The organism is Amycolatopsis sp. NPDC102522 (genome assembly GCF_055584485.1).
In genome coordinates this window covers 304,322-330,003 of record NZ_JBVJLY010000007.1, presented here as the reverse complement: position 1 = coordinate 330,003, position 25,682 = coordinate 304,322, and the positions used below count along the sequence as shown (strand labels likewise).

Sequence of the window (25,682 nt, the reverse complement as noted above, 5' to 3'; positions counted from 1 at the left end):
GAACTCGTGGGGGGAACCCCGCCAACCCCAGTCGATGACTCTGTGCAACCAGAGACCTTACCTCGATCGGGTGAGTTGAGCGTGTTTTCAGGTGCTCCCGCTGACACCGGGTTTTATCGTATGCTCCGTTGCGAGATCGTCCGACTACGGAGAGGCGTAATCGCATATGAGCGAGGTGAGTACCGCCAAACCCCGGTTCGATCTGAGCGGCTTCGCGGTCGCGCCGGAACTGGCGTCCGATGCCCACGTGAAGATCTCCGCCCTGCAAGACGTGGTCGGCCAGATGGTCCGTGAGGCCAAGGTCCTCGGCCGCACGGTTCCCCTCGGCGGGGGATACGCGGACGAGGTCGGCAAGTTCATGGCGCAGTACGGGATCGGCGCCGACGGCTCCGCTGTCGAAGCGCTCACCGCGTTCGGCAGGGAACTCGAGGCGCTCAAGAACCGGATCGAGAAGGCGCTGGCCCGCTACACCCGACAGGATGAACAAGCGGCGGCGGACGTGGACTGTGTCGGCGGCTGATCCCATGCGCTCACGCCTCCCTCTTCCGGCCCTCTTCGGCGTGCTCTCCCTCCTTACAGTGTCCGCTTGTGGGCAAGGGGCCGCAGGCCAGGCCCGGATTCCCGCCGCCGACGACGGTGCGGGCCCGGCTCCCTCGGCTTCGGCGTCTTCGGCGGCCGTGCCGGACGACAGGGTGGACCCCTGCTCGCTGCTCGACCCGCAGGACCGGTCGACGGCCGGGCTGAACGTGCTCGGCGTCCCGAAGGAGATCAACGGCGCCCGCGCCTGCGACTGGACGGTGCCCGCGACCTTCGGCCTCACCATCACCGTGGACGAGCGGAACGGGCTGGCGGACCTCGAGATCGCGCGGAAGACCGCCACCAAGACCAAGGTCGGTGACCGGGAAGCGCTCAAGGTCGCCGACAAGAAGGCCGCCGACGGGACCTGCGCGGTCCTGCTCGGCATGGGGAAGAAGGCGAGCGTCCAGATCGACGTGAGCAACACGAACTTCACCGACACCCCGCTCGCCTGCGAGCGCGCGGTGAAGGTGGCGGGACTGGCCGAACCCAAACTGCCTTAGGAGAAGGTGCCGTGCCTGAAGGAGAAACGCCGGGCCGCGAGATCCCGGTCGCGGCCACGCGGTACGAGGCCTACAGCCATGAGGCGCTGGCCGCCGAAGTCGAAGCGGGCAACGACCCCGAGGCGGCGGGCGGCATCGGCGCCGCCTGGGACGCGCTCGCGGGACGCATGCACGACGCGACGTCCGAGCTGGCCGGGCTCGTCGGCAGCAGCGAAGAGAACTGGCGGGGCGAAGCGGGTGACGCGCTCCGAGGCGTGCTGGCCACGGCGTCCGGCTGGCTGACCTGGTCCGCCGACCTCTCGTCCGCGCTCGGGCAGGCGGTCTCCGGGCAGGCCGAGGCCGCGGCGCGGGCCCGTGCGGACATGCCGCCGCCGGTGGACTACGACCCCGGCTCGATGATCCGTGGCGCGGCCGCGGGCGGGAACCTCGCGCTTCTCGCCGCGCTCGCCGACGAGATGGAGGCCAAGCACGCGGAGGCCGAGGCCGCCCGGCGCAAGGCCGTCGACGTGATGAACACCCGAGATGCGTCGCTGCACTCGCTGACCCCGCAGGTCTCCTTCGGGAAGCCACCCGAGCTGGGGCGGTCTTGATCCGCGTTTCCGCGTCGGCGTTCGACGTCCTCTGGTCCGACCTGGGGCACGGGCCCCCGCCTTGGCCCCTGTCCGTCCGCAGCGTCGGAATCACGGAAGCGGAACGCGCCGAGATCCGCGGCGCGGTCTACGAAAACCTCGCCGAACGAGGCCTCTACGACGGGGACCGGCTCGACGCCGCCCTGGAAGCGCGGCTGGACCTGCTCGCGCGTGCCGAGGTCTACGTCGAATGCGAGGCGCTGGCCGACATGACGGCCGAAGCCCCGTTCCGCGCGGTCGCGGCCGCGCGCGGGCGGCACGGCGTGCTGGCCACCCAGCCCGAGCAGACCATCGCGCTTTCCGGGATCGGCGACGGCGAGGTGTTCGCCGCGATCGTCGACGTCCTGCCGGAACTGCGGCCCGGCCCGGGCTACGGGATCAGCCTGCCCGCGGCGCGCTTCGGCGGCGACCTGGAGGATCCGGTGTTCGGCGACGGCGGACGGTCGTCGGCCTCGGACAATCAGCTGCGCGAGGTGCTCGCGATCCAGGCGAGGCCGGTCTACAGTGCGGGCCAGTTCACCGTGCGGACCCGCGACCGCGACGGCCGGGCGCACCGGGCAGGCGGCCTGACCTGGTTCGACACCGACGTCGGCGCGTACTGCGCGGCGCGGACCGAGGGCCGCGGCGGGCAGGCGTGGGTGAACGTGTCCCCTGTGGACGGTCCCAGGCTGGCCGCGCGCCTGGCTTCGCTGCTGGACGCGGACCGCTAGGTTTTGACGAGTCGAGTGCCCGAGGGGGGACTTCGGGAGGAGGGGGTTACGGGATGACCGTGCCGTTCGGTGGCCAGGTGCGCGATCCGCAGGAGTGGATGCGCGAACAGGAACAGCGCAGTGCCGCGCTGCTCGCCAAGGCGGAACAGGCGAAGGCCGACCTGGAGAACAACGTCGTCACCTTGAGCAGCCCGGACCGGATGGTCACGGTGACGGTCAACCCCGGCGGTGGCCTGACGTCGCTCGCGCTTTCCCCGCAGGCGCAGGAACGGCCGCCCGCCCAGCTCGCATCGCTGATCATGAGCACCTACCGCAAGGCGACGACGAAGGCCGCGGACCGGACCCTGGAGATCATGGCCGGGCTGACCGGCGAAGACTCCGACGCGGTCGACTTCATCAAGAGCACGCTGCCGCCGCGGGAAGAGCCCCAGGCCGCTCCGGAACAGAACGACTCCGCGCGCTTCGTGGTCCCCGAAGAGGAACCCGCGCCCGAAGCGCCGAAGCGCCGGCCTTCCCGTCCCGCGTCCGGTGAGGACGACGGCGAAGACTTCCAGAACGTCGACTGGACCGGCCGCTCGTGAGCGGGCCGGGATACGGCGTCTCGCCGGACCGTCTCAAAGCACACGCGGACCAGGTCTCCGACCTCGCCGAGCGCATCCGCGGCGCGGCCTCGGCGGCGAACCAGGTCGGGATGGGCGGCTTCGCGGGCTACGGCCTGCTGTGCGCGGTGCCCGTCGGAGGTGTGCTGCAGATCGCCCAGGGGGACGCGGACGAACTGATGACCAGTGCGGCGAACCTCGGCGACGCGTTGTCCGATGCGCTGAAAAAGGCGGGCACGGACTACGCGAAGATCGACGACGACGCGGCGCAGCTCAGCCGGGATCTGGGGAAGAAGCTGTGAGCGAAGACCTGATCGCGCAAAAGGAAGACAAGTCCGAGCCGTTCAAGGGCGGAGGCGTCTTCGACAGCGGCTCGAGCGTGGTCGGCGACATCTACAAAGGGGCGAAGGGCGAAGATCTCGACGCGTTCGCGGTCGCGATGGACGGCGTCTCCTTCGGCCTGGACGTCTTGTCCATGGTCCTGAACCCGCTCGGTGAGCTGGTGAAGGCCGGCGTCGGCTGGCTGATGGAGAACCTGGACTTCATCCGCGAACCACTGGAGATCCTCACCGGTGATCCCGAGCTGGTCCAGCAAGCGGCTCAGACCTGGAACAACATCGCGGCCGAACTCGAAGCCGTGGCAGGCGACTACGAAGGCTCCCTGAGCACGACATCCGGATGGGACGGTGACGCGGCCATCGCCTACCGCCGTGTCGCGCTGCAGTACACCCAGTCTTTGCGTGACGTCGCCGCCGAAGCGAAAGACTCGGCACAGTGGATCACCACCGGCGGCATGGTGGTGGCCACCGCGCGGGCACTGATCTTCGACATCATCGCCGGTTTCATCAGCGATGTGATCACCCGCGCGCTGCTGGCCCTGGCCTCGTCGTGGTTCACTCTCGGCGGTTCGGTCGCCGCGTTCACCGCGAGCATCTTCGCCGACGCGGTCAAGGTCATGGCGAAGATCCAGAAGAAACTCGGCAAACTGCTCGGCGCCATCCAGCGGTTCGTGAAGCGGTTCGAAGGTTCGAGCGGGCGTGCCAGGGAAGCGACACGGGCACTGGGCCGGAAGTCGTCCGAGCTGGGACGCGAGGCGAACAAAGCGATCAAGGCCGGCGACAAGACGCTGGACGGACTCAAGGGCGACAACCTCAAGTACCTCCGTGGCGCGAAAGACCGGTTGGAGAACACCGTCGGCGGCAAGATCGCGGAGAACGCCGGCCTCAAGGTCGCCAAGGAAGCGGGGAAGGCGGCCGCCGCGGACCACGATCAATACGACGGCGGCTCGCCCGGGCGCGGCCAGGTCGTCCCGCCCAAGACCGGCCGGATCAGCGGCTCGCTCGACGACGATGACTGATGACCGGACAAGGTGACAGTGCCCGCCGCACGCGATGGTGGCCTCCTGGCGTGATGGGCGCCCTCGGCGTGCTTCTCACGCTGTGGCTGATGTTCTCCCTGCAATGGGTGGCCGGTTTCGAGCCGTGGGGCACGCTCACCAGGACCGGTACCGCGCAGGTCGGGCAGTGCGGGAGGAGCGCGGTCCACACCTGGATGACGTACTCGTGCGAGGCGGAAGTCCGGTGGGACAACGTTTCCCCTGGTGAAGCACAGGTCTCGACCACGACCGTCACCTCGGTCTCCGCGTTGGCGGGCAGCGTGGCTGTCGAGGAATTCAAGTACCGGAAGAAGAACAGTTCGCGGGGTGGATCTTCCGTGGTCCCGGTCGACCGGCCGTCGTGGCCGGTCGCCGACGGCTGGTGGATCCTTCTCGTCTTCGTGAGCGTGATCCCCGGCTGGCTCGCCGGGTTCTGGGCAGGCGGCCGTCTCGGCCGGTTGCTGCCCGAGCCGAAGGAGAAGCCCAAGGACTGGCGCGGCGTCAGCCGTCGTGCCACGTCCGGCATGAACGGACGCCGCAAGCGCAAACGCTGAGGTGTCCGATTAGGACAGCCGGATACCTGGGATGAATCGACGCGCCGTGGCTGGATAGCTCGTGAGTGAAGAGGACGGTAAGAACCGTCATTACCACTCACGAGGCTCGTTGGGAAGTACCGCCAGGTACGGAATCCGTCGCGGATGACGCTCCACAATGCCCCCACCGCGCCCCACCGGATTCCCCACTTTCACCCCCACTCCGCCCCACAGCAGGGTTCCGGCTGCCGTTATCCGGACGCATCAGGCATGGATGAGGTTGCTTCGATACCCGCCCAGGGGGATCTTGGCCACCGTCCCCCACCGCGCCCCCACCTGGCCCCACCTGGCTGACCAGCGAAAACGTCTGACACGACGGAGTGGTCGCGGCTTTTGCCGCGTTGACTGTGGTGAAAAGTGGGGTACGGTGGTGCGCAGTGGGGCAGAAGGGAGCCCCGTGGCCGACCTTGGTTGTTCACAGCCAGGATCGGTAGGGAGGTGGAGCCGATGTTCCTCGGCACCCACACCCCGAAACTGGATGACAAGGGGCGGCTCACGCTGCCCGCGAAGTTCCGCGACGCGCTCGCCGGTGGGCTGATGATCACCAAGGGACAGGATCACTGTCTCTTCGTCTTTCCCCGGGCCGAGTTCGAGCAGATGGCGAGGAAGGTCGCCGACGCCCCGTTCACGAACGAGGCGGTCCGGGCCTATCAGCGCTACCTCTTCGCCGGGACGGACGAACAACGCCCGGACGGGCAAGGACGTATCGCGATCGCGTCCGAGCTCCGACGCTATGCCGGGCTGAACAAGGAATGCGTGGTGATCGGGGCGATCACCAGGCTGGAGATCTGGGACGCCCAAGCGTGGCAGGGCTACCTGGACGAACACGAAGACAGCTACGCGAAGGCTCGAGAGGAAGTTCTGCCGGGCGTCTTCTAGACGTGACCGAGGAAGCACCCACGCCGTCGGGGGGCGCGGGTTCACGCTTCGGGAACGCCGGAAACCGCCCACACGGATGCCGTGAGGCCTCTGTCCGCTCAGTGGCCCTGGTACACCTTCCCCGGTACCAGGTCAGCAGGCGGGCGGACAGGGACCTGACGGCATCCGGCATCTTCCCCGGCACTACAGGAAAGGGGGGAAGACATGGCAGGCGAACACGAGCACGTACCGGTGCTTCTCGACCGCATCGTCGAGTTGTTCGCGCCGGTCTTCTCCGACCGCGAGGCCGTGCTGGTCGACGCGACCGTCGGACTCGGCGGTCACTCGGACGCGCTGCTCACCGCGTTCCCCACGCTGCGCTTGGTCGCGCTCGACCGCGACCCCAACGCGCTGGAACTCTCCGCGAAACGCCTTGCGCCGCACGGTGATCGCGTCGACTTCGTGCACGCCGTCTACGACGAGATGCCGTCCGCGCTGCAGGATCTCGGACTGTCCAGAGTGGACGGGATCCTGTTCGACCTCGGTGTCTCCTCGATGCAGCTGGACCGCGCCGAGCGTGGGTTCGCCTATTCCAAGGACTCCCCGCTCGACATGCGGATGGACCCGACCACCGGGATCACCGCGGGCGACGTGCTCAACACCTACACCCCGGGCGAGCTGATCCGGATCCTGCGTGACTACGGCGAGGAACGATTCGCCCAGCGGATCGTCAAAGCCGTTGTGGCGGAACGAGAGAAGGAACCCTTCACACGCAGCGGGCGGCTGGTGGAACTGCTGTACGACGCGGTCCCCGCGGCGAGCAGGCGCACCGGCGGGCATCCGGCGAAACGCACCTTCCAGGCGTTGCGGATCGAGGTCAACGGCGAACTGGAGGTCCTGCGGAGGGCGATGCCGCGGGCACTGTCCTCGCTCGCCGTCGGCGGCCGCATCGTCGTCGAGTCCTATCAGTCCCTCGAAGACAGGCTGGTCAAGCAGGCCTTCGCGGAACTGGCGAAATCCCGGACCCCGGAAGGGCTTCCGGTCGAACTGCCGGGCCACGGCCCGGAACTGAAACTGCTCACCAGAGGGGCCGAGAAGGCCGGCGAGGCGGAGACCGAGCAGAACACACGGGCCGCCTCCGTGCGGCTGCGAGCCGCCGAACGGATCGGAGACCGAGCACGATGACCGCTCCCGCGAAGTCCCGCGGCCGCCGGACACCGGCGCCCGGACGGCGTGCCCGCGCGACCGGCACGGTCGAGGAAACGCCGGACACCACCGAGACCACGAAGTCCACCCGCGCCTCCCGCGGCCGGACGTCGGCGGCGGAACGCGCCTACGCCCGTCGCGCCCAGCGCGCCGATCTGCTGCAGCGAGACCAGCAACGCAACCGTCCTGACGCCGAAGGCGGCGCGGGCAAGGAAGAGCCGAGGAAGAAGCTCAAGCTGCGCTGGCCGCGCTCGCGCGCGTCGTTCGTGCTGATGATGATGGGCATGCTGGCCGTCGGCGTGGCGTGCACCCTGTGGCTGACCACGCAGGCCATCGCCGACTCCTACCGGCTCGAACAACTCCGCACGACCAACGCCGGACTCGCCGAGTCGAAGGAACGGCTGCTGCGCGAGGTCGCGAAGGCCGAGTCGCCCGCTTCGTTGGCGCCCAAGGCCAGGGAACTGGGCATGGTGCCCGGCGGTGACCCCGCGCACATCGTGGTCGGGCCGGATGGGCAGTCCACTGTGGTCGGTGACCCGAAGAAGGCCACGGGCGACGCCCCGGTCGCCCAGCCCCAGCCCGTGCCGCCCGCCGAGGGCACCCAGCAGGGCGCGCCGATCGAGGGCGACCAGCCCGCGGTCCCGCAGGAGAACGCGCCGCCGCCGGCGCCTCCCGTACCCCCGGCGCAGGGAGGACAGTGATGTCCCCCGGCCGTCCGGCGCAGGCCCGGTCCCGATCGGCGGGGAGCGCTCGGCGGACCTATGCCGCCGGGACCCGTCGTGCCACCGCCCGGCGGGGCAACGGCGGGAATCCGAGCCGGTTCACCGGCGTCCGGATCCTGCTGATCATCGTGATGGTGCTCGCCGGCCTCAAACTGGTGCAGGTGCAGTGGTTCGAGGCCGGTGCGCTGTCCGAAGCCGCGGAACGGCAGCGGGCGTCGGTGATCGAAAGCCCCGCGCAGCGCGGGTCCATCCTGGACCGCAACGGGACGAAGATCGCGTTCAGCGTCGAGGTGCGGACCCTCTCGGTGAGCCTGAACTGGCTCCACAAGACGATGGACGACCTCGCCGCCAAGAACCCGGCCAAGGGCAAGAACTTCGAGACCGAGGTGGCGGGCGCGGCGAAGCTGATCGCGGCCAAGCTGCCCGGGGTGATCACCGAGCAGGAGCTGCTGGACAAGCTCCACAAGCCGGACGGGTTCACCTACCTGGTCCACGACATCGAACCGTCGGTCGCCGACGCGATCGTCAAGGTGTATCCGTGGATCAGCGTCGAGAAGCGCTCGAAGCGGGAGTACCCCGGTGACTCGGTGGGCGCGAACATCATCGGTTACGCGAACTGGCGCACCGACGACAAGGACCTCTCCAAGCACAACCTGCACGGTGGCTACGGGCTCGAAGCCTCCCGGGACTACGACCTGGCCGGAACGCCGGGCCGCAAGATCGTCAACACCCGCAACGGCAACGACAACCTCGTCATCCCCGGTACCGAGCGGGACATCCAGAACGCCGTCCCGGGTTCGGACCTGCAGCTGACGATCGACACCGACCTGCAGTACGAACTGCAGCGGCAGCTGAGCGAGTACGTCGTCAAGTCGAAGGCCAAGGGCGGCCAGGCCGTCATCATGGACGCGAAGACCGGCGAGGTCTACGCGCTGGCCAACGACAAGACGGTCAACCTCAACGACCCGGCTTCGCGCAGTGAGACGGAGAACCTCAACAACCGTGCGGTGACCACGCCGTTCGAACCCGGTTCGGTGAACAAGATCGTCACCGCCGCGGGCGCGATCGACGACGGCATCACCACCCCGGAGTCGTCACTGGCGGTACCGGGATCGCTGCAGGTCGCGGACAAGATCGTCAAGGACGCCTGGCACCACGGCACGCAGCAGTTCACCACCACCGGCATCTTCGCGAAGTCGTCGAACGTCGGGACCCTGTTGCTGGCGCAGAAGCTCGGCGAGGACAAGTACGCGGACCTGCTCAAGAAGTTCGGCCTCGGCCAGCGCACCGGTCTCGGCCTCCCCGGCGAGAGCCCGGGCGTCGTGCCGCCCCGGAACCAGTGGTACGCCACGACTTTCGGGAACCTGCCGATCGGACAGGGGCTTTCGATGACCGTCGTGCAGATGGCCGGGATGTACCAGGCCATCGCGAACGACGGACTGCGCGTGGAACCGCGGGTGGTCAAGGCGAAGGTCAACCCGGACGGGACCGTCGTCCCCGAGCCGGCGCCGAAGACCGTGCAGGTCATCAGCCCGCAGGCGGCGAAGACGGTGCGCGACATGATGCGCGCGGTGACGCAGAGCGGCCGCGGGCTGCAGAGCGGCACCGGACCGAAGGCCGCGCTGGAGGGCTACCAGATCTCGGGCAAGACGGGCACCGGCCAGCAGGTCGACCCGCAGACGAAGAAGTACAGCAACCAGCTGTACAACATCACCTTCGCCGGGATCCTGCCCGCAGACAACCCGCGTTTCGTGGTCGGCATCCGGCTCGACGCGCCGGACACCTCCCTGCCGGGCGGGGGCTCGTCCGCGCCGCTGTTCCACTCGGTGGCCGCCTACCTGGCGCAGCGGTTCCAGATCCCGCTTTCGAACGGTCCCACGCCCCAGGTCCCGCTGGTGCTTTCCTGACGTACCACGCGTGCTTGAAGCCGGAACTCGCGTGCTTGAAGCCGGAACTCGCGTGTCTGGAGCCGGATCTCGCTCATCCGGCCCGAGACACGCGAGATCCGGCTCCAGACACAGGAGATCCGGCTTCAAACACGCGAGATCCGGCTCCGGGCACCGCGCTGGAACGTGATCGTCGCTGTCCGTGAACGGTTCTCCGCGCCGAGCCGTGTCCGGAAACCCGGGACCGCTCGCCCCCGAAGTCCTCAAGCGACAGTCGGAAGCCCTTGTGTGCCAACGAGAGCTCATGAAACCCATTACCACGAGCATGATCGCCGCGCTCACACCCCGCACCGCTTCAGTCACCCGAATGCCACGCCGGTAACCTCCTTTGCTGTGTCGGTGCCTACTTCAGATCCCAGCAGCGGTCCCGCCGTCGAAAGCGGGTCCGGCGGGACGGCTGCCCAGGTCCCGGACAGTCCGGTCAAGGCCGTCGCCGCGCCCCCTCGTCCGGCCAGGATCGAGCCGATGCCACTGGGCACGCTGCTCGCCAGGGCGGGCGCGCGGCTCGTGGTGGACGGCGACGACTATCCGGCCGCGGCCGAGCTGACGGTCACGGGCAGCACGCTGCGCGCGCAGCACGTCCTCCCCGGCGACCTCTTCGCCGCGCTTCCCGGAGCCCGTGCCCACGGCGCGGACTTCAGCGACCAGGCCATCGCCGCCGGCGCGGCCGCCGTGCTCACCGACGAGGCCGGCGCCGAGCGCCCGGTGCTCCGGGACGCCGGCGTGCCGATCCTGGTGCACCAGGACCCGCGTGCCGCCCTCGGCGAGATCGCCGCCTGGATCTACGGCGAGCCGTCGCTGGAGCTGTCCGTCCTGGGGATCACCGGCACCTCCGGCAAGACCACGACGTCGTACCTGGTCGACGCCGGGCTCAAGGCGGCCGGGCTCACCACCGGGCTGATCGGCACGGTCGAGACCCGGATCGCGGGCGAGCGGCTGGCCAGCGGGTTCACCACTCCCGAGGCGCCGGATCTGCAGGCGCTCCTGGCGGTGATGGTGGAACGCGGGGTCACGCACGTCCCGATGGAGGTCTCCAGCCACGCGCTGTCGCTGGGCCGGGTCAACGGCACGCGCTTCGCGGTCGGGGCCTTCACCAACCTTTCCCAGGACCACCTGGACTTCCACAAGGACATGGAGGAGTACTTCGCCGCCAAGTCGCTGCTGTTCGACGGCCGCTCCACCGCCGAGGTGGTCGTCGTCGACAGCGCCTGGGGCCAGGCGCTCCTCACCCCGCACACGGTGACCGTCTCCACCGAGCCGGGCACGGACGCGCTGTGGCGCGCCACCGACCTGACGCCGACCCCGGCGGGGGAGCAGACCTTCACCCTCCACGGCCCCGACGGCCTCGCCGCGTCGGCGAAGATCCCGCTGCCGGGCGAGTTCAACGTGGCGAACGCCGTGCTCGCCGCCGCGATCCTCACCACCGCCGGTGTCCCGCTTGAAGCCATCGTCGCCGGGCTCGCCTCGGTCGAGGTGCCGGGCCGGATGGAGCGGGTCTACCTCGGCCAGCCGTTCACCGCAGTGGTCGACTACGCGCACAAGCCCGCCGCGGTCGCGCAGGGGCTCGACGCGCTGCGTGCCCGCACCGAGGGCCGGATCATCACCGTCCTCGGTTGCGGCGGTGACCGTGACACCGCGAAGCGCCCGGTGATGGGCGAGGCGGCGGTCCGGCGCAGCGAGGTGCTGATCGTGACCGACGACAACCCGCGGTCGGAGGATCCGGCCGCGATCCGGGCGGCCATGCTGGCCGGTGCCCGCAACGCCGGACCGGCCCAGGGCGGCGAGATCCTCGAGATCGCCGACCGCCGGGACGCCATCGTCCACGCGGTCGAACTCGCCCGGCCCGGCGACATCGTGCTCATCGCGGGCAAGGGCCACGAAACCGGTCAGGAGATCCAGGGTGTCGTGCACCCGTTCTCCGACCGGGAGGAGCTGGCCTCCGCCATCCGCAGACGTCTGGAGACAGTGTGATCGTGCTCAGCCTGGCCGAGATCGCCGCCATCGTCGGCGGCAGGCTGCATCGGACCGACGGGACCACCGAGGTCACCGGAAGCGTCGAATTCGACACCCGTGAGATCACGCCCGGCGGCCTGTTCGTCGCGCTGCCCGGGGCGAAGGTCGACGGCCATGACTTCGCCGCGCGGGCCGTCGAGTCCGGCGCCGTCGCGGTGCTCGCGGCCCGTGAGGTCGACGCCCCGGCCGTGATCGTGCCGCCGCTCGACGCCGGTGTCGCCCACGACCGGGCGTTCGCGCTGGTCTCGGACAAGGACGGGGCGGGTGCCGCGGTGCTGGCCGCGCTGGCGAAGCTCGCCCGGCACGTGGTCCGGAAGCTCTCCGGTGACCACCTGACCGTCGTCGGGGTCACCGGCTCGGCCGGCAAGACCTCGACCAAGGACATCATCGCCCAGCTGCTGGAGCCGCTCGGCCCGACGGTGGCGCCGCCGGGATCGTTCAACAACGAGCTGGGCCACCCCTGGACGGCGCTGCGGGCCGACGACTCGACCCGGCAGCTGGTGCTGGAGCTGTCCGCCCGCGGGCCGGGCCACATCGCCGAGCTGGCGGCCATCGCGCCGCCGCGGATCGGGGTGGTGCTCAACGTCGGCACCGCGCACGTCGGCGAGTTCGGCTCACGCGAAGGCATCGCGAAGGGCAAGGGCGAGCTCGTCGAGGCCCTGCCGAGCGCGGAAGACGGCGGTGTCGCCGTCCTCAACCTCGACGACCCGTACGTCGCGGCGATGGCGAGCCGGACCACCGCGCGGGTGGTGTTCGTCGGCGAGAGCGCGTCCGCGCAGGTCCGCGCCGTGGACATCACCCTCGACGACGAAGCGCGCGCGTCGTTCCGCCTGGTCACCCCGGACGGCGAGGCGCCGGTGAAGCTGCCGCTCTACGGCGAGCACCAGGTCGGCAACGCGCTCAGCGCCGCCGCCGTGGCCCTGGAGATGGGCTCGTCGGTCGAGGAGGTCGCGGCCCGCCTGTCGAGCCTCGAACGGCGCTCGGACCGCCGCATGGAGGTCACCACCCGCGCCGACGGCGTCACGGTGCTCAACGACTCCTTCAACGCCAGCCCCGAGTCGATGCGGGCCGCGCTCAAGGCGCTCGCGTCGATGAGCGCGACGCGCCGTTCCTGGGCCGTGCTCGGCGTGATGGGCGACCTCGGCGAGGACTCGGTCACGGCGCACGACGGCATCGGCAGGCTCGTCGTCCGGCTCAACATCGACAAGCTCGTGGTCATCGGCCAGGCGGCCGCGGCCACGCATCAGGGCGCCCAGCAGGAGGGTTCCTGGGGCGAGGAGTCGGTACTGGTACCCGACGTCGAGGCCGCCATCGCCCTGCTGCATGATCAGCTCCGCGCGGGAGACGTGGTGCTGGTGAAGGCGTCCAAGGCCGCCGCACTGTGGCGAGTGGCCGACGCCGTGCTCGCCTCCCCCGAAACGAACGCAGAATCCCCTGTAGTACCCCCTTCCCCCTCTCAAGAACGCTCGAACGGTGGTGACGCGTGATCAGCATTCTGATCGCGGCCGGCGCGGGCCTGCTGGTCTCCATCCTCCTCACTCCCTATCTGATCCGGGTCTTCTCCCGGCAGGGCTTCGGCCAGGAGATCCGGGAGGAAGGACCGCAGGGACACAAATCCAAGCGCGGTACCCCGACGATGGGTGGTGTCGCGATCATCGTCGCGATGGTCGTCGGGTATTTCGTGGCCCATCTGATCAGCGCGCTCAGCGGCGGCAACGGCACCGGCGGCCCGTCCGCTTCGGGCCTGCTGGTCCTTGCCCTGGCGGTGGGCCTCGGGATCGTCGGGTTCCTCGACGACTTCATCAAGATCCGCAAGCAGCGCAACCTCGGGCTGAACAAGACCGCGAAACTGGTCGGCCAGCTGGTGGTCACGATCGCCTTCGCGATCCTGGCGCTGCAGTTCGCCAACGAGAAGGGGCTGACCCCGGCGTCGGAGAGCCTGTCCTACGTGCGGGACCTCGCGCTGATCACCTTCCCGTCGGTGTTCTTCGTGATCTTCTGCTACATCGTCATCTCGGGCTGGTCGAACGCGGTGAACTTCACCGACGGCCTCGACGGTCTCGCCGGTGGCACCGCGGCGATGGTCCTGGCGACCTACGTCGTCATCGCCTTCTGGCAGACCCGCCTCTCGTGCGCGGTCTCCCCGCAGACAGCCTGTTACGACGTCCGTGACCCGCTGGACCTGGCCGTGGTGGCCGCCGCGGCGACCGGAGCCTGTGTCGGGTTCCTGTGGTGGAACGCGGCCCCGGCGAAGATCTTCATGGGTGATACCGGTTCGCTGGCCCTCGGTGGCCTCGTCGCCGGTCTGTCGATGACCACCCGCACCGAACTGCTCGCCATCGTCATCGGCGGTCTGTTCATGGTCGAGATGATCTCGGTGGTCGCGCAGATCGCGGTGTTCCGCACGACCAGGCGGCGGCTGTTCCGGATGGCCCCGTTCCATCACCACTTCGAGCTCGCGGGCTGGGCGGAGACCACGGTCATCATCCGGTTCTGGCTGCTCTCGGCCATCTGCTGCATGTTCGGTCTCGGCCTGTTCTACAGCGAACAGCTCAGCTTCGGGGGTTAAGAAGTGGAGCTAGCCGGGCGTCACGTCCTAGTCGCCGGAGCCGGGGTCACCGGTAAATCCATCGTCCCCGTCCTGGCCGACCTGGGTGCGCGGATCACCGTCACCGACGGCGACGCCGAACGGCTGGCGGAACTCGAAGGGCTCGGCGCGGAACTCGTGCCGGGCCTGTCGGAGCCGCCCGAAGGTGTCGAGCTGGTCGTGACCAGCCCCGGCTGGAAGCCGACGTCGCCGCTGCTGGTGGCGGCGGCCGACGCGGGCATCGAGGTGATCGGCGACGTCGAGCTGGCATGGCGCGTCGGGCAGCTGCGCGACAGGCCGCCGGTCTGGCTCGCGATCACCGGCACCAACGGCAAGACCACCACCGTCGGGATGCTGGAGTCGATCCTGCGTTCCGCCGGGGTCGACGCCGTGGCCTGCGGGAACGTCGGTTTCGCGGTACTCGACGCGGTGCGGGCCGGGCACGAGGTGCTCGCCGTGGAGCTGTCGAGCTTCCAGCTGCACTGGTCGTCGACGCTGGCCCCGCTCGCCTCGGTGGTGCTGAACCTGGCCGAGGATCACCTCGACTGGCACGGCTCGATGGAGGAGTACGCGGCCGCGAAGGGACGGGTCCACACCCACTCCCGGAACGTGGTGCACAACGTCGGCGAAGAGTGGTCCATCCGGCTCGCGGACCAGCACGCGCCCGCCGACGCTCGCCGCGTCGCGTTCGGCATGGACACCCCGCGCCCCGGTGAACTCGGGATCGTGGAAGACCTGCTGGTCGACCGCGCCTTCGTCGCCGACCCGGCGAACAGCGCCGACGAACTCGGCACACTGGCCGACGTCCGTCCCGCCGGTCCGCACAACGTCGCCAACGCGCTGGCCGCGGCCGCGCTGGCCCGCGCGTACGGCGTCACCGGCGAGGACGTCGCCAAGGGCCTGCGCGAGTACCGGCCCGCCCCGCACCGCGCCGAGGAGATCGGCGAGATCGACGGCGTCCGGTACATCAACGACTCCAAGGCGACCAACCCGCACGCGGCGAGCGGTTCGCTGCGCGCGCATCTGAACGTCGTCTGGATCGCCGGTGGCCAGCTCAAGGGCGCTTCCGTGGACGAACTCGTCGGCTCGATCGCCGCGAGGCTGCGCGGAGTCGTCCTGTTCGGTGTGGATTCACCCGTGATCGCCGCCGCTGTTGCGCGACACGCGCCGGATGTCCCGGTCAACAGCCTCCCTTCGGGTGACGATGACACCATGACTGCGGCGGTGAAGGCGGCCCGCGCCCTGGCGCGCCCTGGAGATGTGGTGCTGCTGGCCCCCGCCGCGGCGTCGTTGGACATGTACCGCTCCTACGGCGAGCGCGGCGACGCGTTCGCCGCTGCGGTCCGTGTCCTGCGCGACGGTGCGGGGGAGACCAGTGACGGCGGTTGAGGACAGGAAGAGCGAGCCTTCTCCGAGGCCGCCTCGTAAACGGCGGGAGCACAAGGAAAGCCCGTTCGTCGCTTTCCGCACCGCGCTGACGGCGTGGCTTTCGCGGCCGCTCGCCTCGTTCCACCTGGTGCTGGCGCTCACCGGCGTGCTGACCGTGATCGGCGTCGTGATGGTGCTGTCGGCCTCGTCGGTCGCTTCGTACAACCCCAAGACCGGTACCGGGGTGTACGCCCAGTTCAGCAAGCACATCATGTTCGTCGCGATCGGCGCGGTGGTGTTCTGGGTCGGGCTGCGGGTCCCGCTGGAACGCGTCCGGCGACTGTCGGCGACGGCGACCGTGGTCTGCCTCGGGCTGCTCTTCCTGGTGCTGACCCCGCTCGGATCCGAGTTCAACGGCTCACGGGGCTGGTTCCGGCTCGGCGGGTTCGCCTTCCAGCCGGTCGAAGCGGCCAAGGTCGCGCTGGCCTTCTGGGGCGCGCACATCCTGGTGATCAAGTACAACATCATCAACCAGTGGCGCCACCTGCTCGTCCCCGTCGTGCCGATCGCGCTGCTGATGTTCGCGCTGGTCATGATGCAGCCCGACCTCGGCGGCACGGTCACCCTCGCGGTGGTGCTGATGGCCCTGCTGTGGTTCGCGGGCGCGCCGAAACGGCTGTTCGGCGTCATCCTCGCGGGTGGTCTCGCCGGGGTCCTGGTGCTGGCCATCATCGAGCCGTACCGGCTCGCGCGGGTCTTGTCGTTCGTCTCCGGCGACCCGGACACCAGCGCGGACGGCTTCCAGGCCAACCAGGCGAAACTCGCGCTCGCCGACGGCGGCCTGTTCGGCAAGGGCCTCGGCCAGGGCCAGTCCAACTGGGGCTACCTGCCCAACGTGCAGAACGACTTCATCTTCGCCCTGATCGGCGAGGAACTCGGCTTCATCGGTTGCGTCGTGGTGCTGGGGCTGTTCGCCGGGGTCGCCGTCGTGGGCCTGCGGATCGCCACCCGGAACCTCGACCCGTGGATCCGCATCGTGTCCGGCACGCTGACCGTCTTCCTGGTCGCGCAGGCGGGTATCAACATCGGTTACGTCGTCGGCCTGCTGCCGGTCACCGGGGTCACGCTGCCGCTGATCTCCTACGGCGGGACGTCGCTGGTGATCACCATGCTCATCATGGGGATCCTCGCGAACGCCGCCCGGCACGAACCGGAGGCGGTGGCCGCACTGCGCTCACAGGGGCCAGGTAAATTCGGACGCCTGCTGAGGCTCCCCGCCCCCGAGCCGTACCGCCCGCCCGCCAAGCGCAAGGGTGCCGCGGCCAGGGGCGGTGCCGCCAAGGCGGCGAGGCCCGCGCCGAGGACGGCGAGGCCTTCGACCGCCCAGGAACGGCGCCGTTCGGTGCGGGAACCCGGCAGGAGGACGGCCGCGCGAACCGCGGTGAACCGCGGTACCGCGAAACGGGGTACCGCAAACCGGAGAGGTCATAGGTGAACAACCCCGTCAGAGGCGGCGCCGCAGCCGAGGTCGAAGGCAAGGCGCCGGTGGTCGTGGTCGCCGGCGGCGGTACCGCAGGGCACATCGAACCGGCTCTCGCCCTCGCCGACGCGGTGATGCGCCTGCGTCCCGACGCGAAGGTGATCGCGCTGGGAACCCAGCGCGGGCTGGAGAACAAGCTCGTCCCGGCGCGCGGCTACCCGCTCGAGCTGATCCCCCCGGTCCCGATGCCGCGCAAGCCGACACCGGAACTGCTGAAGATGCCGCTGAAGGTCCGCGACGCGGTCAAGCGCACCCGCGAGATCCTGGAGCGGGTCGGCGCGGACGTCGTCGTCGGCTTCGGCGGTTACGTCGCGCTTCCGGCGTACCTCGCCGCGCGCGGGCGTACGCCGATCGTGGTGCACGAGGCCAACGAGAAGCCGGGCCTGGCGAACAAGGTCGGCGCGCGGTTCGCTGTCCGCGTCGCCGTCGCCGTCCCGGGGACGCCGCTGGCGAAGGCCGAGGTCGTCGGTATCCCGCTGCGCCGTTCCATCACTTCGCTCGACAGGGCCGCGCTGCGCGCCGAGGCCCGCGAGTTCTTCGGGCTCGACCCGGACGCCCCGACGCTGCTGGTCTTCGGCGGCTCGCAAGGAGCGGTGTCGATCAACGGCGCCGTCTCCGGCGCGGCCAAGGAGTTCGCGGACGCCGGCGTCGGTGTCCTGCACGCCCACGGGCCGAAGAACACGCTGGTCGTCCAGGAGTTCCCCGGACGGCCCGCGTACGTCCCGGTGCCGTACCTGGAGCGTATGGACCTGGCCTACGCCGCCGCCGACGCGGTGCTGTGCCGGTCCGGCGCGATGACCGTCGCGGAGGTCTCCGCCGTCGGCCTGCCCGCGGTGTTCGTCCCGCTGCCGTACGGCAACGGCGAACAGGCTGTCAACGCCCGGCCCGCGGTCGACGCGGGTGCCGGGCTGATGGTCGCCGACGCCGACCTCACTCCTGCCAAGGTCGCGGAACTGGTGATCCCGCTGGTGTCCGACGCCGACCGGATCGCGAAGATGAGCGCGGCCGCCGTCGGTCTCGGCCACCGAGAAGCCGACGAGACCCTTGCCAAGATCGTGCTGGAGGCCGCCGGTGCCTGACAACCTTCCCGACACGCTCACGCGTGCCCACCTGATCGGGATCGGCGGTGCCGGGATGAGCGGCATCGCCCGCATCCTGCTGGCCCGCGGGGCCCAGGTCTCCGGTTCCGACGCCAAGGAGTCGCGCGCGTTCCTTTCGCTGCGTGCCCAGGGCGCCGAGATCGCCGTCGGCCAGAGCGCCGAGAACCTCGACGCGTTCCCGGAGGGCCCGTCCTCGGTGATCGTGTCGACCGCCATCAAGGACGACAACCCGGAACTGGTGGCCGCACGGGAACGCGGGATCACCGTGCTGCACCGCGCGCAGGCGCTGGCCGGGCTGATGGAAGGCCACCGCGTCGCTTGCATCGCCGGGACGCACGGCAAGACGTCGACGACGTCGATGCTGACCGTCGCGCTGCAGCAGTGCCGTCTCGACCCGTCGTTCGCCATCGGCGGCGACCTCAACGAGTCGGGCGCGAACGCGCACCACGGCGAGGGTGGCGTCTTCGTCGCCGAAGCCGACGAGAGCGACGGGTCGTTCCTGGCCTACTCGCCGTCGGTCGCCGTGGTGACCAACGTCGAGCCGGACCACCTGGACCACCACGGCACGGCCGAGGCGTACGTCTCGGTGTTCACCGACTTCCTCGGCCGGATCGAGCCGGGCGGGCTGCTCATCGTCTGCGGTGACGACGAGGGGGCCGACGCGCTGGGTGCGCGGGCCTCGGCGCAGGGCATCCGCGTCCGCCGCTACGGGCGTTCGGTCACCGGACCGGACGACGCCAAGATCCTGGACTTCGTGCCTGCCCCGGACGGCGGTGTGGTCCGGATTTCCTTGCAGGGCGAGGAAATCGTCCTCCGGGTCGCGGTGCCGGGCGAGCACATGGCGCTGAACGCGGTCGCCGCGCTGCTGGCCGGGATCGAGCTCGGCGCGCCGGTCGAAGGACTGGCCGAAGGGCTCGCCGCGTTCGGCGGTGTCCGGCGGCGGTTCGAGTTCAAGGGCCGCTCGGGCGACGTCCGGGTGTACGACGACTACGCGCACCACCCGACCGAGGTCGACGCGCAGCTGCGCGCGGTGCGGACGGCCGCCGGCACGGGCCGGGTCATCGTGGTCTTCCAGCCGCACCTGTACTCGCGCACGAAGACGTTCTCGACGGAGTTCGCGGCCGCGCTGGCGCTGGCCGACGAGGTCGTCGTGCTGGACGTCTTCGGGGCCCGCGAGAAGCCGGAGCCCGGGGTGAGCGGCGCGCTCATCGCCGACCAGATCTCCGGTGTCCCTGTGCACTACCAGCCCGCTTTCGACGTCGCGGCGAAGCTCGCGGCGGATCTGGTCAAACCCGGCGACCTGCTGGTGACCATGGGCGCCGGTGACGTCACGCAGCTCGGCCCGGAGATCCTGGCCGAGCTGGACCGGCGGGCGGGCTAGCGCATGACATCGGCCGGCGGGCAGCCATGACACAGACCGGGGAACGCCGCCGCCCGGCCGAACCCGGTCGGCGTCCGCGCTCTGAACGTTCCGAACGGGTCAAGCGGACTCCGCGGGCCGAACGGACTCAACGGCTGAAGGAGCGGCGCGGCAGGCGGTCCGTGTACGACCGCCGCCGCACCAACCGGCCGTCGCGGCACAAGGAGATGCGGCGGCGCTGGGTCGCGCTGCTTTCGGTGCTGACCGCGGCCGCCCTCGTCTACCTGCTGTGGTTCAGCTCGATGCTGGGCGTGCAGCAGGTCGACGTCATCGGGGCGAACTCCGTGCCCGCGGAGCAGATCCGCGGCACGGCGGCGGTGCCGGACCAGAAGCCGATGCTGCGCCTGGACACCGACGAGATCCGTGACCGGGTGGCGCAGATGCCCGGCATCGCCACCGTCGACGTCTCGCGGTCGTGGCCGGACACCCTCGAGATCACCGTGACCGAACGCGCCGCGATCGCGTTCTTCGACAGCGGGCCCGGCGGCGACGGCATGCACCTCGTCGACGGCGCGGGAGTGGTGTTCAAGACGGTCAAGGAGCGGCCCGCCGGGCTGCCCGAGCTCAAGCTGCCCTCGGTGTCGGCCGACGACCCGGTGACCCGCGCGGTGACCGGCGTCCTCGGCGTGATCCCGCAGCAGCTGCTCAAGCAGGTCACCACCGCGACGGCGAAGACGCCCGGCAGCGTCGAGTTCGCGCTGGCCGACGGGAAGACCGTGCGGTGGGGGACCTCGGCCGACACCGAACGCAAGGCGAAGGTCCTGGCCGCGCTGCTCACCCGCGAGGGCAAGGTCTTCGACGTCTCCGCTCCCGATCTGCCCACCGTCTCCTGACGCGTTTCGTCCTCTGAACGTGCTCAGAGGGAGACGAGGGCTTCGATGCCGTCCAGCATGCGCTCCAGGCCGAAGGTGAAGGTCTCGTCGGCGGCTTCGCAGGTCTCGGCCTCGTAGCCGCCGCTTTCCCACATCCGCGTCATCGCCGGATGCCGCTCCACGTCGAAGTACTTCTCCCAGAACACCGACCGCTGTCCCCACCAGGCGTCCGTCGACTGCCCGGTCTCCTGTTCGACCTGCGCGGTCTCGGCGAACAGCGTCGCGTTCGCCTGGACGTAGATCTCGATGCTGTTCGCGGCCGCGGCCGCCTTGCGCGGCACCAGCCCGATGTCCGACACCGCCGCGATCAGGTACTCCTGGCCCGCCATCAGCCCGGGACCGAGCACCGGCCGCACCATCGACGTCGAGCGCAGCCAGGGATGCGCCCGGAAGACGGCCAGGGTGCGCTCGGCGTAGAGCCGCACCTGCTCGCGCCAGCCGTCCGGCCGGGGATCGCCGGGGCCGGGGAGGTCCCGTTCGGCGAGCACCGAGTCCACCATGAGGTCGAGCAGTTCCGTCTTGCCCGGCACGTAGGTGTACAGCGTCATCGTGCCGACGCCGAGCTCCTCGGCGATCCGGCTCATCGACACGGTCGCCTCGCCCGCGCCGTCGGCGAGCGCGACGCCGGTGGCGATCACCTGGTCGAGGGTCAGTTTCGGCTTCCGCCCCCTGGTCGGTTGCCGGGCCTCGCCGCGGTCACGCCACAACAGATCGAGACTGCGCTCGAAGTCCATCCACACTCCCACTCGGCCGTGAAGCTGGATTCTACATTCTCGTATCGGGTACGGTTAAACTATTCCCGTAGGACGTACGAAAAGGAGTGGGGAATCGTGACGATCCTGGTGACCGGTGCGACCGGAAGCGTCGGCAGGCTGCTGGTCGACGAGCTGGTGAAGGCCGGAGCGCCGGTGCGGGCGCTGACCGTCAACCCGGCGAAGGCGGCGCTGCCCGAGCAGGTGGAGGTCGCCAAGGGCTACCTCGGCAAGCCGGAGACCCTGCCGGAAGCCCTCGAAGGCATCGAGACCGTGTACCTGGCGCCGCTGGCGGACACGGTGGACGACTTCGTGAAGCTCGCGAAGGAGGCCGGAGTGCGCCGCGTGGTGGCGCTGTCGGGCAGCAACGCCGACGACCCGGTGGAGAACTCGAGCGGGGTGGCTTACGCGATCATCGAGAAGGCGATCCTGGCGGCGGACTTCGACTGGACGTTCCTGCGGCCGGGCGCGTTCATGAACAACACCCTCGGCTGGGCCGAGATGATCAAGGCCGAGCGGGTGGTCCGCGAGGCTTACGCCGAAGCACGCATGACGCCGATCGACCTCGGGGACATCGCCGCCGTCGCGGCGCACGTCATCCTGACCGAGGGGCACGTCGGCAAGAAGCACACGCTGAGCGGGCCGACGGCCATCAGCCAGCGCGAACAGGTCGCCGCCATTTCGGCCGCGCTCGGCGAAGAGGTGACCTTCCAGGAGCTCACCCGGGAGGAGGCGAACCGGCAGTGGGCCGGCGCCGGTATCCCGGTGGAGATCGCGGAGTGGCTGCTCGACGGCTTCGCGTACTTCACGGAGAACCCAGACAAGCCGACGGGTGTCGTCCAGGAGCTCACCGGACGGCCGGGTGTCACCTATGCGGAATGGGCCGCGGCGAACGTCGACTCGTTCCGCTGAGTCGGTCCGGTTAGGCACCGGCCTGGTTCGGTCCCGTAGTCGCCTGAAGTACGTGAAGGACCCCTTCATTGCGCTAGGCGCAGTGAAGGGGTCCTTCACGCGCGGCCGCTGTGACTGCTGGTGCGTGTGGGGCGCATGTGGCGATCTTGGAGGTAGTGAAGGCCTCTTTCTCTACCTTCAGGGTAGGCAAGGAGGCCTTCACGGACCGGACCCGCGATCAACTGCGGCCAGAATCCGGCAGGTACCGAAGACGCCCTCGGCGCGACCGGCGTCAGCGCGCCCGGCGGGGAAGGCGCGTAGGCAGCGGCGCGCCCTTCCGCGGCTGGTCCGCCGTAGCCGGAGCGGGTGGTTGGGGCTGTCGTTTCGGCTGGGGCAGCGGAGGCGGGGCCTGCGACTCGCGGGGCCAGGCGGGGGTGATCATCGCCTGCGCCCCGACCCGGCGGACCGGCAGCCCGTGCGCCTCCCTGGCGCGCAGGCCGGGCCAGATCTCGCTCGCCTCCTTGGCGGCGTCGCGGAGCGCGGTGCCGTCGAGCGAGGTGTGCGTCTCCTCGATGTCGCGGTCGAGCCACTGGACGACGAACTCCAGCGGCCCGTCTGGCGGCAGCGGCCACAGGAAGATCTCGTGGTCGACGTGGAACGCCGAGCCGCCCGAACCCTGCGCGCGCAGCACCGGCTGGTCCGGTTTGGTGGCGGACGGCACGGAGATGGTCTCCGAACTGGCCCGCCTGCCGTCGGGGAAGAGCACGCCGACCAGCAGCGCGTTGTAGTCCGGGACCCGCCGGTGGTCGATGAGGCCTTCGCCGGGTTCGTCCAGCAGGAGATCCCGCGAGTACACCGACAGCTGGAAGGCCACCGACTCCGGCCACACCTCGATGCCGCGCAGCGCCACGATGGTCCGCTCGGCGCGGCCCAGCGGCATCGACCACGGCAGGATCGCCGGGACGATGTACTCGTGCGGCGGTTCCACCCAGGGGCGGCCGTTGTAGCCGAACAGCTCCTGCTCCGGCACGGGGAACAGGGGACGGCTGCGCGGACCGTCGGTGAAGAAGCTCATCGCGGACCGGTCGTGGCAGCACGTGGAGCGAACTTGTCCGACCTGCCGCTCACGCCGTCGACGACCACCATGCGGTCACGGTATCCGATGACCACGCCGGTACTGAACGGTTTCAACGCACCTTTCGCGTCACCCGAAGCCCTTGAGCCGCACTTTCGAGCCCTTCGGCACCTTGGTGCCCGGCTGCGGATCCTGCTGCAGGACGAAGTCGAAACCACCGTTTCCGCCGCCGTGGCCGTTCCCGTTTCCGCGACCCTCACGGTCGGCATCCAGACCCGCTTGGCGCAGGATCTGGATGGCCTCTTCCATCCGCTTGAAGGTCACGTTCGGTACTTCGACGGCGTTCGAAACGAACACCCCGATCCGGCGGTTGCTCGCCTTGCCGCCGCCCTTCGGGTCGGTGCGGATCACCTGGCCGGCGGCGAACTGGTCGGAGAACTCCTCGCCCGCCTGGAACGGCTGGAAACCGGCCTGCTGCAGGATCTGGAAGGCGGCGTCCTTGCTCTGGCCCGTGACGTCCGGGACCGGCGGCAGCGGTTCGGGACCCTTCGACAGGATCAGCGCGACCTGCCCGCCGATGTTCAGCTGCGAACCGGGGCTCGGGTCGACGCGGATCACCTTGCCCTTGGCGACGTCGCTGTACTCCTGCTCGCCCTGGGCCGGGGTCAGCTGCGCGGCCTTGATCGCCGTCTCCGCGTCCTGCTGGCTCGTCCCGGCCTGGATGTCCGGCACGACCGGACGGCCCTTGGACAGCACCACGTTGACCGTGGCACCCGGCGCGACCGCCGCGCCCGCCGCCGGGTCGGACCGGATCACCGTGTGCTGCGCGGCGGTGTCGCTGTACTCCTCGGTGTAGGCCGGGGTCAGCTTCGCCGACCTGAGCGCGTCACCGGCGGCGGCCTGGTTCATCCCGGCGAGCTTCGGCACCGACGACGAGGTCGGGCCGGAGTCGTTGAGGATGAAGGCGAACGCGCCGATCAGACCGCCGAGGATCACCACGGCGGCCGCGATCATCAGGTAGAGACGCTTGCGCGATCCCGGCTTCTCCTCGTCCGCGGCCGGCGTGGGCCGTGGGGGAGGCGTCCGGGGCGGCTGGGCGCCGGAGAACTGCGGCTCCCGGTGCAGCGCCTGCGTTCCGCGCGGCCCGGAGACCGGCATGGTCGCCTCGGCGACCGGGGTCAGCACAGTCGTCGCCTGGGCCGGGTTCACCGCCGGGACGGCCGGGATGCCGGGGGTGGTGCGCTCGGCGTCGGTCTCGCGGTCGGCGTCCGCGGGCAGCGGCACGGGGACGCCGACCGCCGGGATGCCGAGGACGGTCCGCAGGTGGTTCAGCTCGGCGAGGAACACCGCGGCGTCGGCCGGGCGCTGTTCGGGATCGCGGCGCGTGGCGCGCAGGATCAGCTCGTCCAGCGCTGGCGGGATCCCCGGACGCAGTTCGCTCGGGCGCGGGACGTTGTCGTTGACATGCCGGTACGCCACCGAGATCGCGGTGTCGCCGGTGTAGGGCGCGCGGCCGGTGAGCATTTCGTACAGCAGGATCCCGGCCGAGTAGACGTCGCCGCTCGAGGTGGTCGAGCCCTTGGCGACCTGTTCGGGGGAGACGTAGGCGACGGTGCCGAGGATGACGCTCGAACTCGTGGTGCCCGCGCTCGCGATCGCGCGGACCAGGCCGAAGTCGCCCACCTTGACCACGCCGCCCGAAAGCGCCGTGCCGCCCCGGCCGATGAGCACGTTCTCCGGTTTGACGTCGCGGTGCACCAGCCCGGCGGCGTGCGCCGCGGCGAGCGCGGAGAGCACCGGTTCGGTGATGCTCAGCGCGAGCGCGATGTCCAGCGGGCCGCGTTCGGACAGCAGTTCGCGCAGGGTCCCGCCGTCGACGAGTTCCATGACCAGGAACGCGCGGCCGGACTCCTCGCCGTCGGGGGTGTCGAAGCCCTGGTCGTGCACCGCCACCACGTGCGGGTGGTGCAGCCGGGCCGCCGAGCGGGCCTCCCGCTCGAAGCGCTCGACGAACGACCTGTCGTCGGCGAACCGTGGGTCCATGATCTTGATGGCGACCTGGCGGTCCAGGCGGGTGTCGACGCCGCGGTACACCGACGACATCCCGCCGCGTGCGAGCAGCTTGTCCACCCGGTAGCGGCCCTCGAGCAGAGTGCCCACCGGTGTGGGGTCCGTGCGTGTCACGGCTATGGATCGTACGGAAGTGCCCATGTTCTGGTGTACGGGACCTGGCTCGCCGGGGATCACGATTTCCGGCGATTCGTCGAATCGGTGGTATGCGTGACAATTCGAGCACTCTCCGTCATGGTGAAGCCGTCACCCGTGCGCACTAACGGAGCGGAAGGCG

The 25,682-nt window shown here is 70.1% G+C and carries 24 protein-coding genes; 21 read left to right on the top strand and 3 right to left on the bottom strand.

Going from position 1 to position 25,682, the window contains the following annotated elements; all coding sequences use genetic code 11:
- Positions 1–166: 166 nt before the first annotated feature.
- The 20 genes from ACZ6YV_RS19945 (at position 167) to ACZ6YV_RS19850 (ending at position 20,578) form a co-directional block, all read left to right on the top strand.
- A complete protein-coding gene (locus ACZ6YV_RS19945) occupies positions 167–520 on the top strand; it encodes a hypothetical protein (RefSeq protein ID WP_378237110.1) in 354 nt (117 codons plus the stop codon).
- A 40-nt stretch (positions 521–560) separates the two neighbouring features.
- A complete protein-coding gene (locus tag ACZ6YV_RS19940; RefSeq protein ID WP_465510991.1) occupies positions 561–1,079 on the top strand; it encodes a DUF3558 domain-containing protein in 519 nt (172 codons plus the stop codon).
- An 11-nt stretch (positions 1,080–1,090) separates the two neighbouring features.
- Complete coding sequence (locus tag ACZ6YV_RS19935; protein ID WP_378237112.1) at positions 1,091–1,669, top strand: PE-PGRS family protein; 579 nt, start codon at positions 1,091–1,093, stop codon at positions 1,667–1,669.
- Positions 1,666–2,418 (top strand): ESX secretion-associated protein EspG, encoded by a 753-nt coding sequence (locus tag ACZ6YV_RS19930; protein WP_465510990.1) that lies wholly within the window; start codon positions 1,666–1,668, stop codon positions 2,416–2,418. Before ACZ6YV_RS19935 ends, ACZ6YV_RS19930 begins: the two co-directional genes overlap by 4 nt.
- 53 nt (positions 2,419–2,471) lie before the next feature.
- Complete coding sequence (locus tag ACZ6YV_RS19925; RefSeq protein ID WP_465510989.1) at positions 2,472–2,999, top strand: YbaB/EbfC family nucleoid-associated protein; 528 nt, start codon at positions 2,472–2,474, stop codon at positions 2,997–2,999.
- Positions 2,996–3,319: a type VII secretion target gene (locus ACZ6YV_RS19920; RefSeq protein ID WP_465510988.1), complete on the top strand. Its 324-nt coding sequence runs from the start codon at positions 2,996–2,998 to the stop codon at positions 3,317–3,319. Before ACZ6YV_RS19925 ends, ACZ6YV_RS19920 begins: the two co-directional genes overlap by 4 nt.
- Positions 3,316–4,374, top strand: coding sequence for a WXG100 family type VII secretion target (locus ACZ6YV_RS19915; protein ID WP_465510987.1), 1,059 nt, complete (start codon positions 3,316–3,318; stop codon positions 4,372–4,374). The genes ACZ6YV_RS19920 and ACZ6YV_RS19915 overlap by 4 nt, the downstream gene beginning before the upstream one ends.
- Positions 4,374–4,946: a hypothetical protein gene (locus ACZ6YV_RS19910; RefSeq protein ID WP_465510986.1), complete on the top strand. Its 573-nt coding sequence runs from the start codon at positions 4,374–4,376 to the stop codon at positions 4,944–4,946. The genes ACZ6YV_RS19915 and ACZ6YV_RS19910 overlap by 1 nt, the downstream gene beginning before the upstream one ends.
- A 486-nt stretch (positions 4,947–5,432) precedes the next feature.
- Positions 5,433–5,864: a division/cell wall cluster transcriptional repressor MraZ gene (gene mraZ / locus ACZ6YV_RS19905; protein WP_091616769.1), complete on the top strand. Its 432-nt coding sequence runs from the start codon at positions 5,433–5,435 to the stop codon at positions 5,862–5,864.
- A gap of 204 nt (positions 5,865–6,068) precedes the next feature.
- Positions 6,069–7,028 carry a 16S rRNA (cytosine(1402)-N(4))-methyltransferase RsmH gene (gene rsmH, locus ACZ6YV_RS19900; RefSeq protein ID WP_465510985.1) on the top strand — a complete coding sequence of 320 codons (960 nt, stop codon included), beginning with the start codon at positions 6,069–6,071 and terminating at the stop codon, positions 7,026–7,028.
- The gene (gene ftsL / locus ACZ6YV_RS19895) at positions 7,025–7,750 is read left to right on the top strand and encodes a cell division protein FtsL (RefSeq protein ID WP_465510984.1); all 726 of its coding nucleotides are present in this window, start codon (positions 7,025–7,027) and stop codon (positions 7,748–7,750) included. Before rsmH ends, ftsL begins: the two co-directional genes overlap by 4 nt.
- Entirely contained in the window at positions 7,750–9,678 is a 1,929-nt protein-coding gene (locus ACZ6YV_RS19890; protein WP_465510983.1) for a peptidoglycan D,D-transpeptidase FtsI family protein, read from the top strand. The genes ftsL and ACZ6YV_RS19890 overlap by 1 nt, the downstream gene beginning before the upstream one ends.
- 504 nt (positions 9,679–10,182) lie before the next feature.
- Positions 10,183–11,688, top strand: coding sequence for a UDP-N-acetylmuramoyl-L-alanyl-D-glutamate--2,6-diaminopimelate ligase (locus ACZ6YV_RS19885; RefSeq protein ID WP_465511033.1), 1,506 nt, complete (start codon positions 10,183–10,185; stop codon positions 11,686–11,688).
- Positions 11,685–13,217 (top strand): UDP-N-acetylmuramoyl-tripeptide--D-alanyl-D-alanine ligase, encoded by a 1,533-nt coding sequence (locus ACZ6YV_RS19880; RefSeq protein WP_465510982.1) that lies wholly within the window; start codon positions 11,685–11,687, stop codon positions 13,215–13,217. The genes ACZ6YV_RS19885 and ACZ6YV_RS19880 overlap by 4 nt, the downstream gene beginning before the upstream one ends.
- Positions 13,214–14,299, top strand: a complete 1,086-nt coding sequence (gene mraY / locus ACZ6YV_RS19875; protein ID WP_465510981.1) for a phospho-N-acetylmuramoyl-pentapeptide-transferase — start codon at positions 13,214–13,216, stop codon at positions 14,297–14,299. The genes ACZ6YV_RS19880 and mraY overlap by 4 nt, the downstream gene beginning before the upstream one ends.
- 3 nt (positions 14,300–14,302) lie before the next feature.
- A complete protein-coding gene (murD, locus tag ACZ6YV_RS19870; protein ID WP_465510980.1) occupies positions 14,303–15,706 on the top strand; it encodes a UDP-N-acetylmuramoyl-L-alanine--D-glutamate ligase in 1,404 nt (467 codons plus the stop codon).
- Positions 15,693–17,180: a putative lipid II flippase FtsW gene (gene ftsW, locus ACZ6YV_RS19865; RefSeq protein WP_465510979.1), complete on the top strand. Its 1,488-nt coding sequence runs from the start codon at positions 15,693–15,695 to the stop codon at positions 17,178–17,180. The genes murD and ftsW overlap by 14 nt, the downstream gene beginning before the upstream one ends.
- Positions 17,177–18,304, top strand: a complete 1,128-nt coding sequence (murG, locus tag ACZ6YV_RS19860; protein ID WP_465510978.1) for an undecaprenyldiphospho-muramoylpentapeptide beta-N-acetylglucosaminyltransferase — start codon at positions 17,177–17,179, stop codon at positions 18,302–18,304. The genes ftsW and murG overlap by 4 nt, the downstream gene beginning before the upstream one ends.
- Positions 18,297–19,706, top strand: a complete 1,410-nt coding sequence (gene murC / locus ACZ6YV_RS19855) for a UDP-N-acetylmuramate--L-alanine ligase (protein ID WP_465510977.1) — start codon at positions 18,297–18,299, stop codon at positions 19,704–19,706. The genes murG and murC overlap by 8 nt, the downstream gene beginning before the upstream one ends.
- Before the next feature lie 26 nt (positions 19,707–19,732).
- Complete coding sequence (locus ACZ6YV_RS19850) at positions 19,733–20,578, top strand: cell division protein FtsQ/DivIB (RefSeq protein WP_465510976.1); 846 nt, start codon at positions 19,733–19,735, stop codon at positions 20,576–20,578.
- A 23-nt stretch (positions 20,579–20,601) separates the two neighbouring features.
- Here ACZ6YV_RS19850 and ACZ6YV_RS19845 read toward each other — a convergent pair whose 3' ends face one another.
- On the bottom strand, positions 20,602–21,351 hold the full coding sequence (locus tag ACZ6YV_RS19845; protein ID WP_465510975.1) for a TetR/AcrR family transcriptional regulator: 750 nt from the start codon (positions 21,349–21,351) through the stop codon (positions 20,602–20,604).
- Between the two features lie 96 nt (positions 21,352–21,447).
- Here ACZ6YV_RS19845 and ACZ6YV_RS19840 point away from each other — a divergent pair, with 96 nt between their 5' ends.
- Positions 21,448–22,281 carry an NAD(P)H-binding protein gene (locus ACZ6YV_RS19840; RefSeq protein WP_465510974.1) on the top strand — a complete coding sequence of 278 codons (834 nt, stop codon included), beginning with the start codon at positions 21,448–21,450 and terminating at the stop codon, positions 22,279–22,281.
- 271 nt (positions 22,282–22,552) lie between these two features.
- Here ACZ6YV_RS19840 and ACZ6YV_RS19835 read toward each other — a convergent pair whose 3' ends face one another.
- Positions 22,553–23,335 (bottom strand): hypothetical protein, encoded by a 783-nt coding sequence (locus tag ACZ6YV_RS19835; protein WP_465510973.1) that lies wholly within the window; start codon positions 23,333–23,335, stop codon positions 22,553–22,555.
- Between the two features lie 129 nt (positions 23,336–23,464).
- A complete protein-coding gene (locus tag ACZ6YV_RS19830; protein WP_465510972.1) occupies positions 23,465–25,519 on the bottom strand; it encodes a PASTA domain-containing protein in 2,055 nt (684 codons plus the stop codon).
- Between the last annotated feature and the right edge of the window lie 163 nt (positions 25,520–25,682).

What these genes read in the sequence shown, in the direction of transcription:
- ACZ6YV_RS19945 (WP_378237110.1), top strand. Translation starts at nt 167, where the DNA reads ATGAGCGAGGTGAGTACCGCCAAACCCCGGTTCGATCTGAGCGGCTTC.
- ACZ6YV_RS19925 (WP_465510989.1), top strand. Translation starts at nt 2,472, where the DNA reads ATGACCGTGCCGTTCGGTGGCCAGGTGCGCGATCCGCAGGAGTGGATG.
- ACZ6YV_RS19910 (WP_465510986.1), top strand. Translation starts at nt 4,374, where the DNA reads ATGACCGGACAAGGTGACAGTGCCCGCCGCACGCGATGGTGGCCTCCT.
- mraZ (WP_091616769.1), top strand. Translation starts at nt 5,433, where the DNA reads ATGTTCCTCGGCACCCACACCCCGAAACTGGATGACAAGGGGCGGCTC.
- rsmH (WP_465510985.1), top strand. Translation starts at nt 6,069, where the DNA reads ATGGCAGGCGAACACGAGCACGTACCGGTGCTTCTCGACCGCATCGTC.
- ftsL (WP_465510984.1), top strand. Translation starts at nt 7,025, where the DNA reads ATGACCGCTCCCGCGAAGTCCCGCGGCCGCCGGACACCGGCGCCCGGA.
- ACZ6YV_RS19890 (WP_465510983.1), top strand. Translation starts at nt 7,750, where the DNA reads ATGTCCCCCGGCCGTCCGGCGCAGGCCCGGTCCCGATCGGCGGGGAGC.
- ACZ6YV_RS19885 (WP_465511033.1), top strand. Translation starts at nt 10,183, where the DNA reads ATGCCACTGGGCACGCTGCTCGCCAGGGCGGGCGCGCGGCTCGTGGTG.
- ACZ6YV_RS19850 (WP_465510976.1), top strand. Translation starts at nt 19,733, where the DNA reads ATGACACAGACCGGGGAACGCCGCCGCCCGGCCGAACCCGGTCGGCGT.
- ACZ6YV_RS19845 (WP_465510975.1), bottom strand. Translation starts at nt 21,351, where the DNA reads ATGGACTTCGAGCGCAGTCTCGATCTGTTGTGGCGTGACCGCGGCGAG.
- ACZ6YV_RS19835 (WP_465510973.1), bottom strand. Translation starts at nt 23,335, where the DNA reads ATGAGCTTCTTCACCGACGGTCCGCGCAGCCGTCCCCTGTTCCCCGTG.